Genomic DNA, 17,956 nt, shown 5'->3' on the forward strand with positions numbered 1-17,956 from the left:
ATGTCCAATACCGCACCCGCCTTAAACGCTGTGATGTGGCGCGAGATTTTCGAGCGCTACCGCACGGACGGCCGAAATCTGCAAAACCAAATTCGAACCATGATTGTCGAGGCCATTCTGGATGGCCGTCTGCCGGCCAATAGTGAAGTGCCATCCAGCCGTGAACTCTCTGAAGCATTAGGCGTGGCACGCAATACCGTGGTCTTGGCCTATCAACAGCTGGTGGCCAAGGGCTATCTGGTCACGCGAGACCGCAGCGGCCATCGGGTGAACCCAGAGATGGCCAAGCCATCCGGGCTGCAGGCCCCCAAGCGTGCCGAGCCCGCCCGGGCGCAGGTGGTGCCGATTAATCATCGTGCGCCGGATTGGACCAGCCGGCTTCAGCTGTCGGTGGGCAGCCAGCGCAATATTGTGAAGCGCTCTGATTGGCAGAAATTGCCGTATCCGTTTCTGTATGGCCAATTTGATGCCAGTCTATTTCCAACGGCGGAGTGGCGTGAGTGCTGCATGAAGGCCCTGTCGGTCGGGGATATTCGTGAGTGGGCCCAGGATCTGATTCTGCATGATGATGAAGCCCTGATTAATGAAATCTGCACCAAGGTCTTGCCGCGCAGGGGTGTCTGGGCCACACCCGATCAGGTGGTGGTCACAGTAGGCGCGCAAAACGCGCTCTACATGATTGCTGATCTCTTGTTTTCGGAAACCACACGGGTCGGCATGGAGAATCCGTGCTACCCGGATGCGCGCAATATTTTTTCTTTAAAGTCGGGGAAGATTGTTCCCATTGATGTGGATGACCAGGGGCTGCCAGTCGATGATCGGCTTGATGGCTGTGACTATGTCTATGTCACTCCCAGCCATCAATGCCCCACCGCCACCAAGATGTCCGTGGAGCGTCGTGAAGCGTTGTTGCGCGCCGCCGAGCAGCATGACTTTGTGATTGTCGAAGATGACTACGAAGCAGAGTCGGTCTTTGGCGAAAACCCCAGTCCTGCATTAAAGAGCAGTGACCGTTCCGGCCGCGTGCTTTATGTGGGCAGCCTATCCAAGACATTTGCGCCGGGCTTGCGCCTGGGCTATCTGGTGGGGCCCACCCCCATCATCAGTGAGCTACGCGGTCTGCGCCGGCTGATGGTGCGGCATCCGTCCGCCTTTATCCAACGTGCTTTTGCGCTTTTTATTTCTTTGGGGCATTTAGATGCCATGGTCCGCAAGCAGACCGTGATCTATCGCCAGCGTGCCATGGCGTTGCAAGAAGCCCTGGCCCGACACATGCCCGAGTTCGAGGTCTATCCCAGCCACGGCGGCTCATCACTCTGGGTCCGGGGACCACGGGGGTTAGATGCGCGGTGGCTTGCCGAGCAGGCAGAAAAAGTTGGCGTGTTGATTGAGTGTGGCGATGTGTTTTTTGAGGAGCCTGCACCGCGTGAGTTTTTTCGACTGGGTTTTTCGGCCATCAATGTCGAGCGGATTGAGTCCGGCATTGAATTACTGGCCAAGGTCTCGCGCGGCTGATTCCTGTCTGGACCGTAATTTAGTAGCGCTCTGGATCTAACGGCCCGTCGGTCTTCTACATAACAATGTCATCTGATCATTAAGGAGAGGCGAGTGAGTAAACCGGTCACTGTTGAAACCTTGGCGGCGTTTTCCGCCGCATGGAATGCCCATGACATTGATGCCCTAATGTCTTTCATGACAGACGATTGCATTTTTGAAACAGTGGCAGGGCCGGATGCCTGTGGCACACGCGTCAGCGGTGCGGCCGCAGTGCGTACAGCGTTCGAGGCAGCCTGGAAAAACTTCCCCGATGCCCAGTGGCTCGATGGCCGACATTTTGTTGCCGGTGATCGCGGTGTGTCGGAGTGGCGTTTTGTTGGCACTGGATTAGACGGTAAGCGCATCGAGGCCAATGGCGTGGATATCTTCACCTTTCGCGACGGCAAGATCTTGATTAAGAACGCCTTTAGAAAAAACCGTGTGACCTCATGAGCGCTGCGCTACAACACCCACTTTTTCAGGCGGGCCAGCAGGCCTATAACCCACGCTTTGACCCATTGGTCTCACCCTCGGTGGGCACTGGCATGGCCTATGCACCCACCTATTGGGTGGCCACTGCAGGCGACCCCCCAGAAGATGATGGCCCCGTGAAGGCCGACATGGATGCCGATGTGGTGATTATTGGCGCGGGCTTTACGGGCCTGGCGACCACGCTTTTCTTGGCCAAGGAATACGGCATCAAGGCCACCTTGTTGGAAGCCAATCAAACCGCCTGGGGCTGCACCAGTCGCAATGGTGGCCAGGGCCAAAACGCAAGTGGCCGGCTTTATCGTTCCCAATGGATTAAGCGTTGGGGCATGGACACGGCCAAAAAATTAGACCGCGAAATTCGAAGTGGCTTTGAGACCTTTCGTTCTTTGGTGGCGCAGATTCCCTGTGATGCGCAAGACAAGGGCCATCTCTACACAGCCCACCGCGCAAAGAAGATGGAGTTTCTGCGCAATGAAGCCCAGGTCATGCGTGAGCACTTTGGTTACCAGACTCGGGTCTTAACACCCGAACAGGTAAAAGAAGAATTCTGCGGTGATCGTGAGGCCTTCGGTGCACTCTACGAGCCCGAAGGCGTTGGTGTGCACCCCCTGAAACTGGCCCACGGCTATCACCGCATGGCCCGATCATTGGGCGCCAAGATTCATACCTCAAGCCCCGTGCAGGGCTGGGAGAGGCGCAATGGTTATTACTATCTGCGTACGCCCGGTGGCGTTGTGCGGGCCAAGACGGTGGGCGTGGCCACGGGTGCCTATGGCGGGCAGAGCCTGACACCGTTGCTGCATAACAAGATCATGCCGATTCTGTCGAACTCCATGGTGACACGGCCGCTCACACCAGATGAACTTGCGGCAGTGGGCATGAAGTCAGAGGCCTTTATTACAGACACACGGACCCTGCGTTTTTATTACCGGCTCTTGCCTGACAATCGGTTTCAGATTGGTAGCCGTAGTGCCATTCATGGTGCCGATGCCGAAGCGCCGCATCATATGCAACTGCTTCGCGATGGTCTGGCCCGCAAGTTTCCTGTGTTGAAAAATATTCAGGTGGACTATTCCTGGTGGGGCTGGGTGGATGTCAGCCACGACATGATGCCCCGCATCGTGCAGCCGGACCCAGCCCAGTCAATTTTTTATGCCTTGGGCTATGGCGGCAATGGCGTGTCGTTTTCCGCCCATGCAGGCAAGCGCATGGCCGATCGGATTGCGGGCAAACAAGACACGGCCTTTCAATTGCCGATCTACAACTCACCGCTGCCTGGCCATTTGTTTGCGCCATTTCGCCGGCTTGGCCAGGCCATGTTGTATCGCTGGTATTACCTGCGCGACGAAGTGCTTTGACCGTCGTGGTCGTGTGACCAAACAAGCAGTACCTATCGGGCCCCAAGTTGGGCCCGAAGTTTTTCCAGCGTGTGTAAAACGGTGGGGTAGCGAAGTTTTAGGCGCAGTTCTGTATCAAGCCTTGTGGTGCGTACGCGGCGGGATTCACTTAAGAAACTCATCATCATGGGGTTGATCACCCCCGTCTTACCCAGTGCGCGCATCTCCTCACGAGACACACGTGGTGGGCGGGGTTGCCCCAGCGTGTCGGCTACGGCATCGAAATAGTCGGCCATCTTTAAATCTGTCTTATCCACGGCATTGGTCACGCGGGCCGGGCGCCCACGGAAGACCGCAATCCAGGCCATGTGGCCCAGATCATCGGCATGAATGTGGTTGGTGAAGACGTCGTCTTCGGCGCGCAGCGCAGGGTGTCGCGCAGCAAGTCGCGCCGTGGGCAGGCGGTCTTCTGCGTAGATGCCGGGGGCCCGAAGAATGTGGGCCCCCAAAGGCCGAAGAATGCGCTCTGCATCAAGGCGGCGCTGTGATCGGGCCTGCGAAGGGCGGCAGTTGCTGACTTCGGTGACCACAGCACCCTGGTGATTGCCGTAGACGCCTGTGGTGCTGAGATAAACCAATGGCAGACGGCGGCCAGATTTTCGAATGCAGCGTGCCATGAGCCGCATCCGGGAATCTTTGGCGTGGTTGCGCGCAGAGGCATCGGCCGTTGGCACATAGACAATGGCGGCCTGGCTGATTTGAATTAAGCGCTCCGTATCGCTGCGGCGATCAACATCGGTGCGAAGCACGGCGTGCCGGTTGTGAATGAGCGTTGGTTTGAGTGAGTCAGGAATGGTGTCCCACCCGGCTCTACTGGCCAGTATCAAACGTGGCCCGTGGCTACCTAGATTGCGGCCGAGTTGTTGGGTTAGCGTGCGTTTGGCGACATCACCCACACCAACCAGGGCCACACGCAAGCGACGGAATTGACGGGGAAGTGCCATGGGCAACTACGATACCTGAAATAAAAAAGCCTTCCGTTTCACGGGAAGGCTTTTCACTCCTGCACGTCAACTTACGCGCAGATCAGGCCAACAGAATTACTTGATGGCCAGAACGTACTTGGCCAGTGTCAGTGCATCGGCTTCAGACAGCTGGGGGTGTGGGGGCATGGGGATTGGGCCCCAAACGCCTTGGCCACCGGCCTTGATTTTCTTGGCCAGCTTTTCAGCTGCGCCAGCGTCTGCTTTGTACTTAGCAGCAACATCTTTGTAAGCAGGGCCAACCAGTTTTTTGTCGTTGGCGTGGCAAGCCGTACAGTTATTTTTCTTCAGCATTTCGGCCGAAGCAAAGGCTGAACTGGCAGAAGCCATCAGGCCAGCAGCGATCGACAGAGCAACAAACTTACGCATTCAGAGTCTCCTAAAGGTTAAGGCGATTTTGTAACCAAGCAATTCAACTCCACCTATCAACGTGCGGCCTAGACTGCTGGTTGACCGAGATTTTAGCTTTATTTTTACGGCTCACAGCCCTAGGACTTACTCGGGTTGAGAAAGTTCAGGGTCGGTCACCGCTCCGCGGCTGGCACTCGAGGCCAGTTTGCCGAACTTAGCCAGCACACCGCGGGTATAGCGGGGCTTTGGCGGTTGCCAGGCGGCCTTGCGGGCAGCAAACTCAGCATTCGAGATGTTCAGCTGGATGAGCTGCTGGTGGGCATCAATCGTTACGGAGTCGCCTTCCTTGATCAGGCCAATCGGCCCGCCCACGGCGGCTTCGGGCGCCACGTGGCCCACGACCATGCCCCAGGTGCCGCCAGAGAAGCGGCCGTCGGTGATCAGACCCACAGACTCGCCCAGGCCCTGACCAACAAGTGCCGATGTGGGCGCGAGCATTTCACGCATGCCGGGGCCGCCACGTGGGCCCTCGTAGCGAATGACGACGATATCGCCTGCCTGGATGGAGCGGGCCATGATGGCCTCCATGGCGGCATCTTCCGAGTCAAAGACCCGGGCTGGGCCGGTGATGACTGGATTTTTCAGGCCGGTGATTTTGGCCACGCAGCCCTCGGGGGACAGATTGCCTTTGAGAATCGCCAGGTGACCCTGGGGATAGAGGGCCTTACTGATTGGCAGAATCACTTCTTGGTCAGCGCGTGGCGTGCTCGGAATATCTTTGAGCATTTCCGCAACCGTTTTACCGGTGATCGTCATGCAGTGGCCATGCAGCAGGCCAGCGTCTAACAAGATCTTCATGACCTGGGGAATGCCGCCTGCCTTGTGCAGGTCTGTGGCCACGAACCGGCCGGATGGTTTCAAGTCGCAGATCACCGGCACTTTGCGGCGCACACGCTCGAAGTCATCAATGGTCCACTTCACTTCTGCCGCGTGGGCAATGGCCAGGAAGTGCAGCACCGCGTTGGTGGAGCCGCCCACGGCCATGATCACGCTCACGGCGTTTTCAATCGATTCACGCGTGATGATGTCGCGCGGCTTTAAGCCCTTTTTGATGGCCTCGACCAAGGCGCGGGCCGAATCGGCAGCGCTGTCGATCTTTTCCTGATCCTCGTTGGCCATGGTGGAGGAGTAGGGCAGGCTCATGCCCAGGGCCTCAAAGGCCGAGCTCATGGTGTTGGCCGTGTACATGCCGCCACAAGAGCCGGTGCCCGGGCAGGATTTCTTTTCGATCTCTTTGAATTCCGATTCGTCGAGTCGGCCAGCGGTGAATTCGCCAACGGCCTCAAAGGCCGACACGATGGTCAGGTCTTTGCCTTTGTGGTGGCCAGGTTTGATCGTGCCGCCGTAGACATAAATCGCGGGAACATTGGTGCGGGCAATGGCCATCATGCCGCCCGGCATGTTTTTGTCGCAGCCACCGATCACGACTACGCCATCCAACCACTGGCCATTGACGCAGGTCTCGATACAGTCAGCGATCACCTCGCGAGAGATCAGGGAATACTTCATGCCCTCGGTGCCCATGCTCATGCCATCGGAAATCGTAGGTGTACCAAACACCTGGGGATTGGCATTGGCACCTTTGAGCGCAGCGACTGCTGCATCGGCCAGGGGCTGAAGTCCGCTGTTACACGGGGTGATGGTGGAGTGGCCATTGGCAACGCCGACCATGGGCTTATTGATGAAATCTTCTTCCTTGTAACCCATGGCGTAGTACATGGATCGATTCGGCGCCCTGGCGACACCCTCGGTCACCATGCGGGAGCGCTCGTTTAGGCGCTTTGGTGCGTTGGAATTGGCGGGTTTTGACGAATCACTCTGGGACATTTCCGAATACTCCTGACGGTCGCAAAGGGTATATTGTGCCGCATGAACTCGCCTGTCTTGACCCATCCGCAGTTTGATCCCGTCGCTTTTTCTGTTGGCCCATTTGCTGTCCACTGGTATGGCCTGATGTATTTGGTGGCCTTTGCCGGCGTGCTGGTGCTGGGCCGCTTGCGGCTTCGGGCGGCCCGCGATCAGGGGTCAGGTTTTGATGCCAAAACACTCGACGATTTATTGCTATTTGGTGTTTTGGGTGTGGTGTTGGGCGGCCGGCTTGGCTACGTGTTGTTTTATAAGCCAGCGTATTACTTGGCCCACCCAGCGGAAATCCTGGCGATCTGGCAGGGTGGCATGGCCTTTCACGGCGGCATGCTCGGTGTGATTCTTGCCTTGGCCCTGTTTGCCCGGCTGCGTGGCCTGCGTTTTTTAGCGGTGACCGATTTCATTGCCCCCCTGGTGCCGTTTGGCCTGGCCGCGGGCCGCCTGGGTAACTTTATTAATGGCGAGCTCTGGGGCCGCCCGGTCGAATCCACGGGGCTGCCTTGGGCCATGGTCTTTCCCCAGGCCGGTGATGGCATTGCCCGCCACCCATCTCAGCTGTACCAGATGGGGCTAGAGGGCATCACGCTTTTTGTGCTGCTCTGGTGGTTCTCATCCAAGCCCCGGCCTGTTGGCGCGGTGTCAGGCACCTTTCTTTTTGGCTACGGTGTGTTTCGATTTCTAGCCGAGTTTGCCCGTGAGCCCGATGGCTTTTTGGGACTCTTATCCCTTGGTTTGTCCATGGGACAATGGCTGTCTTTACCCATGGTGATCGCGGGCCTGGCGTTGATCGTGATGGCCTATCGCACAACAGAACAAAGACATGTCTAACCCATCAAATTCGGTGGCCGGTGCCATTAGCTGGTCAGCCCAAGACAATGTGGCCACGGTACTGATCTCAAACCCTGGCCATTTGAATGCCATTAATGTGGCCATGTGGGGCCAGCTTAAAAATTGTTTTCAACAGATCAGTGCCCGAGATGATTTGCGGGCCGTGGTGGTGCGTGGTGCGCCTGGTGCCTTTGCAGCGGGTGCCGATATTGCAGAATTCAAACGTGTGCGCATGAATCGTGATCAGGTGCGCCACTATCACGAAGAAATGATTGCGCCGGCTCTGGCCAGTGTCGCGAATTGCTCAATACCTGTGTTGGCCGCAATTGATGGCCCTTGTGTTGGGGGTGGCCTAGAGATTGCCAGTGTTTGTGATCTGCGAATTGCGACCGAGCGTAGTCGCTTTGGCATTCCAATTCTGCGGCTGGGCTTTCCCCTGGCCCCCACCGAGGCGGCAGGGCTGGTGAGCCTGGTGGGCAAGGCAGTCGCGCTTGAGATCTTGCTGGAAGGCCGCATCATGGAAGTAGATGAGGCCTATGACAAGGGCCTGGTGAATCGCATTATTCCCCTGTCGATCTGGGAAGACGAGTTGGCCGCAACCATCCATCGCATTGCCAGTGGCGCGCCACACGCCGCGAAACGCAATAAGTGGCTGATCAATCGCCTAAGCGCAATTCACGATCACGAGATTTTGTCGCCACAGCAGCGCGAGGCCTGTTGGGATTTTGTCGAGACCCAGGACTATGTGCGCGGCATCGAGGCTTTTTTAAGTAAGACCGCACCGAAATTTGAAAACAATTAATTTAATTTTTTACAGCACAGATCATGAGTAATCTTTATCAACTTCTTGAGTCCCGCTTTCCCACCACACCCAACACTTGCGCCTTTGAAACGCCAGATGGCCGCTATTACACCTTTGATGATCTGCGTGCCGGTAGTGCCAAGATCGCCAACTGGTTAACGTCGCTCAATATTCCGCTGGGCAGCCGCGTTGCGGTGCAGGTGGAAAAATCTGTGGAGGCGGTGATGCTGTATTTGGGCACACTGCGTGCGGGCATGGTGTTTTTGCCACTCAACACCGCCTATCGCGAAGGCGAGATTTCATACTTCTTAAAAGATGCCGAGCCCGCTGTGGTGGTCTGCAGCCCCGACAACCTTGGCTGGATTGCACCTGCTGCACAAGCGGCGGGATGCCAGGTGGTGAAGACCCTGGGCGAGTCTGCTGATGGCAGCCTGATTGAGGCGGCCACTCCCCATGCGGCCACGTTTAAAACAGTGCGCTCTAAGCCCGATGACTTGGCGGCCATTCTTTACACATCGGGTACGACTGGCCGCAGCAAGGGTGCCATGCTGAGCCACCGCAATCTCTCGTCTAATGCGTTAACACTACAAAAATACTGGGGCTGGAAAAAGGGCGATGTGCTTTTGCATGCGCTGCCAATTTTTCACGTGCACGGTCTGTTTGTGGCGCTTCACGGTGCTTTGATTAACGGCAGTAAATCATTCTGGCTGCCCAAGTTTGATACCGATCTGATTGTCAAACTTTTGCCACGCTCAACGGTGATGATGGGTGTGCCCACCTTTTATGTTCGCCTGGCTGCTGACCCGCGTGTGGACCGAAAGTTAGTCAGCAATATGCGCCTTTTTATCTCGGGATCAGCGCCGCTGCTCACCGAGACCCACTCGCTTTTCGCGGAACGCACCGGCCACACCATTTTGGAGCGCTACGGCATGAGCGAAACCGTGATGCTCACATCCAACCCGTATAAGGGCGAGCGCCGCGCAGGCACGGTGGGTTTTCCTTTGCCGGGCGTGCAGGTGCGCCTGGTTGATGATGGGGGCAAGCCCATTGCGCAGAAGAAAAAAACCGAGTCGGCCATTGGTAGCGTGCAGGTCAAGGGCCCCAATGTATTTGGTGGCTATTGGCGTATGCCGGAAAAAACCAAGGAAGAATTCACAGCTGATGGCTGGTTTAAAACCGGCGATATGGGCAAGTGGGACGCCGACGGTTATTTGAATCTGGTGGGCCGCAGCAAAGATTTGATCATTACCGGGGGCTACAACGTCTACCCCAAAGAAATTGAGATGCTGATTGATGACATGCCGGGTGTGGATGAAACCGCTGTCATTGGTGTGCCGCACCCTGATTTCGGGGAAGCCGTGACTGCAGTGGTGGTGGCCAAGCCGGGTGCCAAGCTTGATGCCGAGGATATGGTTGGTTTTCTAAAAACCAAAATCGCCAACTACAAGGTGCCCAAGAAGATTTATGTGGTCGACAGCCTGCCAAGGAACGCCATGGGCAAGGTGCAAAAAAACTTATTGCGTGAGAAGTATCAGGCGGCTTGAGGAATAAAGGGGTTTGGTGGGAACCAAATCCCCATTTGGCGGACCGACCCGAGAAGGGGTTCGCCGGGGGTGATCAGGATTCTTGGGGGAGTTGCTCGATTAAGTGCTCGACCTTTTGAACCGCGGTATTGAGCCGCTGCTGCAGGTCGCGGTGTTCGGCAGACAGTTTGGCGAAGTCGCTTCGCAACTGTTTGTTTTCCTGGCGCAGTTGATCCAGGGTGGCGATCACCGCATCGGTTTTTTCGGCAAGCGATTCAATGTCATTGAGCATGGCGACAATGGTATCAATTTGAATGTGGCAAAGATGACGGCATTTAAAAAAATCCTTTCAGCCTTAATCGGCAGCCTGGCCTTGCTTGGCCCGGGGCTACACATGGCCCACGCCCAGGGCCTGTTGCAAAAGGCCCAGTCGGTGCAGGCCCAATCGGGTGGCCGCGAGGGGCTGGTGCGGGCAGGGGAGGTCCAGGCCGGTCTGGTCGCAGAAAAAACGGCTGCACTGGCTGGCAAACCGTTTGCTTTGGGCTTGCGCATCATTCACGACCCCCATTGGCACACCTATTGGCGAAACCCTGGGGACTCTGGCCTGCCCACCAGCATGGCGTGGCAGTTGCCCTCTGGCTGGCAGGCCGGACCAATTCAGTGGCCCACCCCGAAGCGTTTACCGGTGGGCCCGCTGGCCAACTTTGGCTTCGAGGGTGATCTGCTTCTGCCCGTAGAACTCGTGGTGCCGGCCAACGCCACGCCGGGTCCGGTGCGACTCACGGCAAAGGCCAGCTGGCTCGTCTGCAAAGATGTCTGCATTCCCGGTGAAGCGGAGCTGGCGATTGTCGTTACCGTCACGCGTGATGCATCAAGCATTCAAGACACATCGGATGCGGCGCTTTTTGCGCGGGCAAGAAGTGCAATTCCAAAGCCCGATACGACTCGGGTGGTGCGCGCGTACTTGGCGGACAAGACCCTGTCTTTGGTGTGGTTGTCCAATCAGGCCAGCGAATCAGCGGGCTTTTTCTATCCCTATACCGAAGCTCTCATTCACCCCGCAGGAGCCCAGCGTTTAGTCAAAACCGCAGATGGTTTCCGGGTAGACATTGCATTGGGTGAGGCATCGAAGTCAGCCGTGCAAGAGGTGCAAAAAACCAAACACGTTGAGGGCATCTGGGTGGTGTCAGACACCGCGGGGGTGGCGTGGCGGGCGGCATTGCAGTCGGGCCCAGCGCCAGCAGAAGTTGCCCTGGTGAGTGCGGGTCAGACGGCTGAGCAGGCGGCACCCCGTAAGGCCGAATCGGCGGGTTGGGGCGCACTCGGGGCCGCCATGATTGGCGCGCTTTTGGGCGGCATGATTTTGAATCTGATGCCCTGCGTGTTTCCGGTGATTGGCTTAAAGGTCTTGTCGTTTGCGCAGTCGGCCCATTCGCGCGCGGGTGCAATTCAACATGCACTTATCTTTGCTTCTGGTGTGATTGTGAGTTTCTTGGCCCTTGCGGGCCTGCTCTTAGCTCTGCGCGCCGCAGGGGATGCCGTGGGTTGGGGCTTTCAGTTGCAAAGCCCTTGGGTGGTCTTGCTCTTGGCATTTTTATTTGTGGCCATCGCCGTGAATTTATTTGGCGGCTTTGAGATGGGCCTGATGGGTAGCCGTGTGGCGAACTTAAGTTTTGCAGAGCGTGCGTCATCGTCGTCGGGTGCGCTGGGCGCGTTTTCTTCCGGCATCTTGGCCGTGGTGGTGGCGTCGCCCTGCACCGCACCGTTTATGGGAAGCGCGATTGGCTTTACCGCAACTGCCGGCATTGCGGAGACGCTTGCGGTCTTTGCTGCATTGGGCGTGGGCATGTCACTGCCCTATTTGGTGTTGGCCGCATGGCCGGGGCTTTTGGAAAGAATGCCGCGGCCGGGCCTTTGGATGGTGCGCTTTAAGCAGGCCATGGCCTTTCCCATGCTGGCTGCAGCAGCATGGTTGTTTTGGGTCTTGGCCAATCTGCAGGGGCCGCAGGTGGTGCTGGCTGCATTGATTGGCGCGATCGCCTTAAGTCTTGGTCTGTGGTGTTACGGCGTGATTCAGCGTGGTGGTTCGAAGATTGCTGCTGGCCTCACTCTCGTGTTGATGATGGTGCTCGTTGCTTATGCAGCGATAGAGGCAACACGCGCGGTCTCACCAGCTGCAGCACCAACCAATCTATCATCCACTGGCCCTGGCGTTTCTGTCTCGGGTGATGGGCCTGTGTCTTCTTTCGCCCCGCAAAATAGTGCGGCAATGTGGCAGCCGTGGGCGCCGGGCCTGCCAGAGCGCCTGCAGGCCCAGGGCCACACGGTGTTTGTCGATTTCACTGCCACCTGGTGTATTTCATGCCAGGCCAACAAGGTGCGTGTCTTACAAAAAGAGTCTGTGATCAATGCGTTCACGCAAAGTGGTGTGAAGACTGTTCGTGCGGACTGGACAAGGCGTGATGATCAGATTGGCGCAGAGTTAGCGCGGCATGGCCGCAACGGGATTCCGCTCTATCTGGTCTACCCCCGCGGCGGGGGTGCACCAAAAATTCTGTCGGAGTGGCTGACCGAAAAAGAAGTGATGGACGCGATTCGTTGATCGCGGCTTCACTCACATGCGCTTGCTGATTTGCTTGGCGAGCGCTGCGACCTTAACCCCGAAGCCCCAGCACGTCTTGCATATCAAAGACGCCCTTGGGCTGTTGCATCAGAAATTTCGCGGCCCGCACGGCACCCTGCGCATAAGTCGCGCGAGAAGACGATTTGTGGGTAATTTCAATGCGCTCACCTGTGCCGGCAAAGAGCACCGTGTGATCGCCAACAATATCGCCGCCACGAATCACCGAAAACCCAATCTCTTTGGGGTCGCGCTCACCGGTGTGGCCCTCGCGGGCGTATCGCGCAACATCTTGTAGATTGCGGCCGGCTGCCTTGGCCACGACTTCACCAAGTTTTAATGCGGTGCCCGATGGTGCATCGACCTTGTGCCGATGATGGGCCTCGATGACTTCAATATCAAAGCCATCGGACAGATACTTGCCAGCGACTTCCAAGAGTTTCAGCGTGATGTTCACGCCCACACTCATGTTCGGTGCGAAGACTGCGGATTGTGTTTTGCCGAATTGCTGAATCGCTGCAAGGCCAGCCGCATCAAAGCCTGTGGTGCCAATCACGGCACGCACACCATTGGCCTGGCAGGCCTTTAGGTAATCCAGTGTTGCGGCGGGCCGGGTGAAGTCGATCAGCACATCGCTGTCTTTTAAGGCGCTCATGGCGTCTGCAGAGATCTTGATGCCCGTGGCCTGGCCCATGAAGTCACCGGCATCTTTGCCCAGCATGGGGCTTGAGGCGATATCCAGTGCCGCGCTTAAGCGTGTCTGTGGGTCGGCCAAGACCGTTTCAATCAGCATGCGGCCCATACGACCGGTCGCACCCGAAATAGCGATTCGAACAGGGGAAGTGTTGTTGGTCATGATTTAGCGTGCCGGACGTGATGGAAGAATGCCTTCGCCACCATCTTTGGGCAGGGGATCTCCCCCCCAGCTAGCCAGCAGGTTGTCTTTGAAAGTCACGGAAAAACGGCGGCGTTCTTTTCGGCCATCGCCGCGTTGAATGTCGAACACGTAATCCCAGCGGTCACTGCGAAATGGGTCAACCAGAAGTGGGGTGCCCAATACCGCCCGGACTTGTTCCTTGGTCATGCCTTCTTTGAGCTGGGCGGCCATGGCCTCGGACACATAGTTACCCTGGCCAATATCCACGCGATACGGCGTGAGCCAATTGGGTGGGTTTTCCCTGGCGGATTTCACCCACTGTGGGGTACTGCAGCCCGCAAGCAGCAGGGGGGTTAGCAAAAGTCCGGTAAGGCGTAGTGGCTTGGTCATGGAAATCTCGGTGTTGGCAGAAGGCCTAGCCCGTTATGATACGTCCCATGCCCGGAATCGAGGATCTCAAAACCACTGGCCTGAAGGTCACCACGCCCCGACTTAAGGTGCTGGATATCTTTCATCGGGCCAGCACCCGCCACCTGACGGCCGAAGACGTGTATCGGGCGCTGTTGGCAGAGAACTTGGATATTGGCCTGGCCACCGTTTATCGCGTGCTGACCCAGTTTGAGCAGGCCGGTATCCTGGCCAGAAGTAATTTCGAATCGGGCAAGGCGGTCTTTGAGCTAAACGAGGGCAACCATCACGACCATCTGGTCTGCCTGGATTGCGGCCGCGTGGAAGAGTTTTTTGATTCCCAGATCGAAGATCGTCAGCATGAGATCGCCGAGAAAAAAGGCTTTCGGCTGCAAGAGCATGCCCTGGCACTTTATGGCCACTGCACCCGAACCGATTGTGACTTTAAGCGGGGCTCAGCTGCCGACGGAAAGCTCGTCAAGGGCAAGTAGGCTTTTGGCGTGTTCCCGAGAGGTTTTCTCGGTACCCTGATCGCCCAGCATTCGGGCAATCTCATCCACCCGTTCTTTACTCCCCAGGGCCGTGAGTTCGCTGCTTGGTGCGCCTTTGGCGGCGGCACGTTTGGTAATGCGAAAGTGTTGATGGCCGCGTGATGCAACTTGTGGCAAGTGGGTGACACACAGCACCTGCCGTGCCTCACCAAGTTGCCGCAGAAGTTTGCCAACGGTGTGGGCCACGTTGCCGCCAATGCCGGTATCCACCTCGTCAAAGATGAGTGTCGGAATGTCGCTGGCTGCAGAGGTGACCACTGCAATGGCCAGACTGATTCGTGCCAGCTCCCCCCCTGATGCCACCTTCTGAATGGGGAAGGGCGCACCACCCGCGTGATTGCGCAGGGTGAAGATTACGTCTTCCAGGCCAAACGATGCCGGCTGCTCACGGGGCTCACAGACGGCCTGAAAGACCATCGACCCCATGGCCAACTGCCCAAACCAATCATTGACCGCGACCGAGAGCTGGTCGCAGGCTTTTTGTCGGGCCTTGGAGATCTGCTGGGCAAGTTTTTGAAAGGCGGCATCGGTGGTGGCCAACTGTTTTTTCAGCTGGGCCACATCGGCGGCCGCCTGGGCACTGGCCAATTCGCGGCGGGCGTCTTCCAAAATGTCGGTGAGTTGTTCCGGCCGGGTCTTTAATTTGCGTGCAGTGGTGAAGATCGCCTCAACGCGGCTTTCCACTTCCGCCAATCGCTCGGGATCAAGATCGGTTTTGTCTAAGTATTTTTGAAGCGCATCGGCAGCCTCTTGAAACTGAATCGCCGTGGCCTGAACCGCTTCGGCTGCTGCGGCGATTCTTGGGTCTTTGTCGGTCAGATTGGCTAAGCGTTGGGCAATCCGTTCTGTCTGACTGAGCAGCGAGTTTTCTTCTTCATCAATACTGCTTAAGGCCGACTGGGCAGTCTGTAAGAGTTCTGCAGCGTGAGAGAGGCGCTTTTGTTCTTCTGACAAAGATGCCCACTCACCGGGCTGGAGTTTGAGCGATTCAATCTCTTCGATCTTCCACTCGAGTTGATCGCGCAGTGCCTGCATCTGTTCCGAGTGTTGCTCGGCCTGATCCAAGGCCTGCTGAATTTTTTGTTTTTCACGCCAGAGTTCAGCCAGGGCCTGGGTGTCTTTTTGCAGGCCCGCGTGGGCATCTAAGAGTTGCCGCTGTGCATTGGGCCGAAGCAGATTCTGGTGGGCATGCTGGCCGTGAATATCCACCAAGGCCTCGCCGAGTGTTTTAAGTTGCGCAAGCGTGGCAGGCTGCCCATTGATCCAGGCCCTGGATTTGCCAGTGGATTCCACCGTGCGCCGAATCAGTAGCGTTGTGGGCTCGTCTTCATCTGCTGGCTCGAGTCCCGCTTCGGTTAGCCAGGCCTGGACCTGGGGCAGGCTGCCGATATCAAAGCAGGCGGAAAGATCGGCCTTGGCAGCGCCCTCGCGAATTACCGATGTATCGGCCCGCCCACCCAGCATGAGATCCAGGGCATCAATCAGAATGGATTTGCCAGCGCCCGTTTCACCGGTCATCACGGTAAAGCCACGGGCAATGTCGAGCTCAAGGCGCTCGACAATCACAAACTGATGAACCGATAGTGAGACAAGCATGGCCAGCGCCTGGGCTAATGATTTTCGGAAGGGGGCTGCGGGTCAGGCCTGCCGACAAAAAGCGGGTTGGTACTCCAGTGGAGTTTGCGCCGAAGCATGACAAAGTAGTCGTAGCTCTTGGGGTGAAGCAGCCGGGCCTTGTGGGCTGCATGCCGGATCACGATCTTGTCACCGTCTTCCAGCGAGGCCAGCGCCTGCATATCGCAGTGCAGGCTGGTGCCTGCACCATCGTTGACAACGACTTGTACTTCCACCGTTTCCGGCAGCACGATGGGCCGGCTCGAGAGCGCCTGTGGGGCCACGGGAACCAGGGTCGTTCCGGCAAGTGCAGGATGCAAAATCGAGCCAAGTGCCGAAAGCGAGTAGGCCGTTGACCCGGTGGGGGTCGAGACAATTAATCCGTCGGCCCGCAGGGTCTGCAGATAGTGGCCATCGACAAAGATTTCCAGCTCCACCATGCGGCTCACGGCCCCGCGGCTGATCACGGCATCGTTGAGCGCAGGGGCATCAAAGACGGCCACACGGCTGTGTTCGCTATTTTTTCGGCGCATGACCGAGACCTGCAGCATGCTGCGGTCTTCTTGGACATAGTCGCCCTGTAGTACCGCTGGAAGTTCGGTGTCCACCTGGGAGATATCCAGGTCGGTCATAAAGCCGAGCCGGCCCTGGTTCACACCAATCAGGGCAATCCCGTAGGGGGCGAGCTGTCGGGCAACGCCAAGCAGGGTGCCATCGCCCCCAAGAATCACGGCCAGGTCAATGTGTTGGGCAAGTTCGGTAAGCGTGCCGGTGCCGTCAGACTCGCCTTTGCCAAGGCCCGCGCTGGTGGCGGTCTCCTGTTCCAGCCAGACGGTGCCGCCCGCAGCACGGACGGTGGCGATGATTTTTCGCAAAGGCGCACCCAGGCCATCGGTCTGAGGCCGACCGAAAAGCCCAATCCGTTTAAAGGGTGTTTGACCGTTACGCATGTCCTGCATTACACCATAGGACCGGGGATGGGGAATAATGCGGTCTATGCTTGATGATCGATCCCGCAACCTTCTGAAAACCCTGATTGAGCACTACATTGCCGACGGCCAGCCGGTCGGTTCGCGTGCGCTTTCCAAGTTCTCGGGCCTGGATTTGTCACCGGCCACCATTCGCAATGTGATGGCTGATTTAGAAGATATGGGCCTGGTGGCCAGCCCCCACACATCGGCTGGCCGGGTGCCCACGCCCAAGGGCTACCGGCTCTTTGTGGATAGCCTGCTCACGGTTCAGCCGATTGCCCCAACCCAGGCGGCAATGCTGGAGGGCCAGCTTCAGGCCGATGCCCCCCACCGCCTGATGAATCATGCGGCCCAGCTGCTCTCAAGCTTGTCGAGTTTTGCGGGTGTGGTGGTCACGCCCAAACGTGGCGGCGTGTTTCGGCATATTGAATTTCTGCGCTTAAGTGAGTGCCGTGTGCTGCTGATTGTGGTGAGCCCCGAAGGTGATGTGCATAACCGTATTTTGCAGACCGACCGTGATTACACCCCCACCGAACTCACCGAGGCAGGCAATTACATCAATAGCCATTACGCGGGCCTTGATTTCGAGGCCGTGCGCCAGCGTTTAAAAGGCGAGTTGTCGGAACTTCGCAATGACATCTCGGCGCTCATGCAGTTGGCCGTTCAGACCGGTGAAGATGTGATGAAAAGCCCAGATGATGCGGTATTGGTTTCGGGTGAGCGCCGGCTTTTGGATATTTCTGATTTGTCAGAAAACATGAGTCGCTTGCGCCGGCTCTTTGACTTGTTTGAGCAAAAGGCATCGCTTGCCCAGCTGCTTGATGCGTCGACGCAAGGGCAGGGCGTGCAGATTTTCATTGGCGGAGAATCGTCATTGGTGCCAATTGAAGAGTTGTCGGTGGTGGCGGCACCCTATGAGATTGATGGCCGAGTGGTGGGCACACTTGGTGTGATTGGCCCCACCCGCATGGCTTATGAGCGGGTGATTCCAATTGTGGACATCACTGCAAAACTACTTTCCACCGCATTGAGTCAGCCCGGCTCGGCGCATCACAATTAAAACGACAATAAAACCTA

The 17,956-nt window shown here is 57.3% G+C and carries 17 protein-coding genes; 9 read left to right on the forward strand and 8 right to left on the reverse strand.

The annotated features are described in order from the left end of the window. From AOB54_03235 to AOB54_03245, 3 genes are all read left to right on the forward strand, one after another. The gene (locus AOB54_03235) at window positions 1-1,515 is read left to right on the forward strand and encodes a PLP-dependent aminotransferase family protein (protein ID WVN42404.1); all 1,515 of its coding nucleotides are present in this window, start codon (window positions 1-3) and stop codon (window positions 1,513-1,515) included. A 93-nt stretch (window positions 1,516-1,608) separates the two neighbouring features. After that, the gene (locus AOB54_03240; protein ID WVN42405.1) at window positions 1,609-1,989 is read left to right on the forward strand and encodes a nuclear transport factor 2 family protein; all 381 of its coding nucleotides are present in this window, start codon (window positions 1,609-1,611) and stop codon (window positions 1,987-1,989) included. Then, complete coding sequence (locus AOB54_03245) at window positions 1,986-3,386, forward strand: FAD-binding oxidoreductase (protein WVN42406.1); 1,401 nt, start codon at window positions 1,986-1,988, stop codon at window positions 3,384-3,386. Before AOB54_03240 ends, AOB54_03245 begins: the two co-directional genes overlap by 4 nt. 32 nt (window positions 3,387-3,418) lie before the next feature. Here the strand turns inward: AOB54_03245 and AOB54_03250 are convergent, their stop codons facing one another. The 3 genes from AOB54_03250 to ilvD form a co-directional block, all read right to left on the reverse strand. Further along, window positions 3,419-4,369 carry an SDR family NAD(P)-dependent oxidoreductase gene (locus AOB54_03250; protein ID WVN42407.1) on the reverse strand — a complete coding sequence of 317 codons (951 nt, stop codon included), beginning with the start codon at window positions 4,367-4,369 and terminating at the stop codon, window positions 3,419-3,421. Window positions 4,370-4,465: 96 nt separating this feature from the next. Beyond that, the gene (locus AOB54_03255) at window positions 4,466-4,777 is read right to left on the reverse strand and encodes a c-type cytochrome (GenBank protein WVN42408.1); all 312 of its coding nucleotides are present in this window, start codon (window positions 4,775-4,777) and stop codon (window positions 4,466-4,468) included. A gap of 126 nt (window positions 4,778-4,903) precedes the next feature. After that, window positions 4,904-6,646 (reverse strand): dihydroxy-acid dehydratase, encoded by a 1,743-nt coding sequence (gene ilvD, locus AOB54_03260; protein ID WVN42409.1) that lies wholly within the window; start codon window positions 6,644-6,646, stop codon window positions 4,904-4,906. Between the two features lie 42 nt (window positions 6,647-6,688). Between ilvD and lgt the strand changes: the two genes are divergently transcribed. From lgt to AOB54_03275, 3 genes are read left to right on the forward strand one after another with little or no spacing between them, the layout of a single operon-like run. Beyond that, window positions 6,689-7,513: a prolipoprotein diacylglyceryl transferase gene (gene lgt, locus AOB54_03265; protein WVN42410.1), complete on the forward strand. Its 825-nt coding sequence runs from the start codon at window positions 6,689-6,691 to the stop codon at window positions 7,511-7,513. Next, window positions 7,506-8,315 carry an enoyl-CoA hydratase-related protein gene (locus AOB54_03270; GenBank protein WVN42411.1) on the forward strand — a complete coding sequence of 270 codons (810 nt, stop codon included), beginning with the start codon at window positions 7,506-7,508 and terminating at the stop codon, window positions 8,313-8,315. The genes lgt and AOB54_03270 overlap by 8 nt, the downstream gene beginning before the upstream one ends. A 23-nt stretch (window positions 8,316-8,338) precedes the next feature. Then, entirely contained in the window at window positions 8,339-9,859 is a 1,521-nt protein-coding gene (locus tag AOB54_03275) for a malonyl-CoA synthase (protein ID WVN42412.1), read from the forward strand. Between the two features lie 73 nt (window positions 9,860-9,932). On the opposite strand, the gene AOB54_03280 is transcribed toward AOB54_03275, so the two are convergent. Then, the gene (locus tag AOB54_03280; GenBank protein WVN42413.1) at window positions 9,933-10,130 is read right to left on the reverse strand and encodes a hypothetical protein; all 198 of its coding nucleotides are present in this window, start codon (window positions 10,128-10,130) and stop codon (window positions 9,933-9,935) included. Between the two features lie 33 nt (window positions 10,131-10,163). Between AOB54_03280 and AOB54_03285 the strand changes: the two genes are divergently transcribed. Next, window positions 10,164-12,440, forward strand: coding sequence for a protein-disulfide reductase DsbD domain-containing protein (locus AOB54_03285; GenBank protein WVN42414.1), 2,277 nt, complete (start codon window positions 10,164-10,166; stop codon window positions 12,438-12,440). Window positions 12,441-12,492: 52 nt separating this feature from the next. Here the strand turns inward: AOB54_03285 and dapB are convergent, their stop codons facing one another. Then, a complete protein-coding gene (gene dapB / locus AOB54_03290) occupies window positions 12,493-13,314 on the reverse strand; it encodes a 4-hydroxy-tetrahydrodipicolinate reductase (protein WVN42415.1) in 822 nt (273 codons plus the stop codon). 3 nt (window positions 13,315-13,317) lie between these two features. Further along, on the reverse strand, window positions 13,318-13,725 hold the full coding sequence (locus AOB54_03295) for an outer membrane protein assembly factor BamE (protein ID WVN42416.1): 408 nt from the start codon (window positions 13,723-13,725) through the stop codon (window positions 13,318-13,320). 47 nt (window positions 13,726-13,772) lie between these two features. On the opposite strand from AOB54_03295, the gene fur reads away from it, so the two are divergent. After that, window positions 13,773-14,234: a ferric iron uptake transcriptional regulator gene (fur, locus tag AOB54_03300; protein WVN42417.1), complete on the forward strand. Its 462-nt coding sequence runs from the start codon at window positions 13,773-13,775 to the stop codon at window positions 14,232-14,234. On the opposite strand, the gene recN is transcribed toward fur, so the two are convergent. Further along, the gene (recN, locus tag AOB54_03305; GenBank protein ID WVN42418.1) at window positions 14,199-15,890 is read right to left on the reverse strand and encodes a DNA repair protein RecN; all 1,692 of its coding nucleotides are present in this window, start codon (window positions 15,888-15,890) and stop codon (window positions 14,199-14,201) included. The genes fur and recN overlap by 36 nt on opposite strands. A gap of 14 nt (window positions 15,891-15,904) precedes the next feature. Beyond that, window positions 15,905-16,858 carry an NAD(+)/NADH kinase gene (locus AOB54_03310; protein WVN42419.1) on the reverse strand — a complete coding sequence of 318 codons (954 nt, stop codon included), beginning with the start codon at window positions 16,856-16,858 and terminating at the stop codon, window positions 15,905-15,907. 46 nt (window positions 16,859-16,904) lie between these two features. On the opposite strand from AOB54_03310, the gene hrcA reads away from it, so the two are divergent. After that, entirely contained in the window at window positions 16,905-17,939 is a 1,035-nt protein-coding gene (hrcA, locus tag AOB54_03315) for a heat-inducible transcriptional repressor HrcA (GenBank protein ID WVN42420.1), read from the forward strand. Window positions 17,940-17,956: the final 17 nt, after the last annotated feature.

The organism is beta proteobacterium MWH-UniP1, assembly GCA_036362785.1.
Lineage (GTDB): Bacteria > Pseudomonadota > Gammaproteobacteria > Burkholderiales > Burkholderiaceae_A > Lacustribacter.

Bases quoted from the DNA above. Each gene is read 5' to 3' on its own strand.
- AOB54_03235 (WVN42404.1), top strand. From the start codon at position 1: ATGTCCAATACCGCACCCGCCTTAAACGCTGTGATGTGGCGCGAGATT.
- AOB54_03245 (WVN42406.1), top strand. From the start codon at position 1,986: ATGAGCGCTGCGCTACAACACCCACTTTTTCAGGCGGGCCAGCAGGCC.
- AOB54_03250 (WVN42407.1), bottom strand. From the start codon at position 4,369: ATGGCACTTCCCCGTCAATTCCGTCGCTTGCGTGTGGCCCTGGTTGGT.
- AOB54_03255 (WVN42408.1), bottom strand. From the start codon at position 4,777: ATGCGTAAGTTTGTTGCTCTGTCGATCGCTGCTGGCCTGATGGCTTCT.
- ilvD (WVN42409.1), bottom strand. From the start codon at position 6,646: ATGTCCCAGAGTGATTCGTCAAAACCCGCCAATTCCAACGCACCAAAG.
- lgt (WVN42410.1), top strand. From the start codon at position 6,689: ATGAACTCGCCTGTCTTGACCCATCCGCAGTTTGATCCCGTCGCTTTT.
- AOB54_03270 (WVN42411.1), top strand. From the start codon at position 7,506: ATGTCTAACCCATCAAATTCGGTGGCCGGTGCCATTAGCTGGTCAGCC.
- AOB54_03275 (WVN42412.1), top strand. From the start codon at position 8,339: ATGAGTAATCTTTATCAACTTCTTGAGTCCCGCTTTCCCACCACACCC.
- AOB54_03280 (WVN42413.1), bottom strand. From the start codon at position 10,130: ATGCTCAATGACATTGAATCGCTTGCCGAAAAAACCGATGCGGTGATC.
- AOB54_03285 (WVN42414.1), top strand. From the start codon at position 10,164: ATGACGGCATTTAAAAAAATCCTTTCAGCCTTAATCGGCAGCCTGGCC.
- dapB (WVN42415.1), bottom strand. From the start codon at position 13,314: ATGACCAACAACACTTCCCCTGTTCGAATCGCTATTTCGGGTGCGACC.
- AOB54_03295 (WVN42416.1), bottom strand. From the start codon at position 13,725: ATGACCAAGCCACTACGCCTTACCGGACTTTTGCTAACCCCCCTGCTG.
- fur (WVN42417.1), top strand. From the start codon at position 13,773: ATGCCCGGAATCGAGGATCTCAAAACCACTGGCCTGAAGGTCACCACG.
- recN (WVN42418.1), bottom strand. From the start codon at position 15,890: ATGCTTGTCTCACTATCGGTTCATCAGTTTGTGATTGTCGAGCGCCTT.
- AOB54_03310 (WVN42419.1), bottom strand. From the start codon at position 16,858: ATGCGTAACGGTCAAACACCCTTTAAACGGATTGGGCTTTTCGGTCGG.
- hrcA (WVN42420.1), top strand. From the start codon at position 16,905: ATGCTTGATGATCGATCCCGCAACCTTCTGAAAACCCTGATTGAGCAC.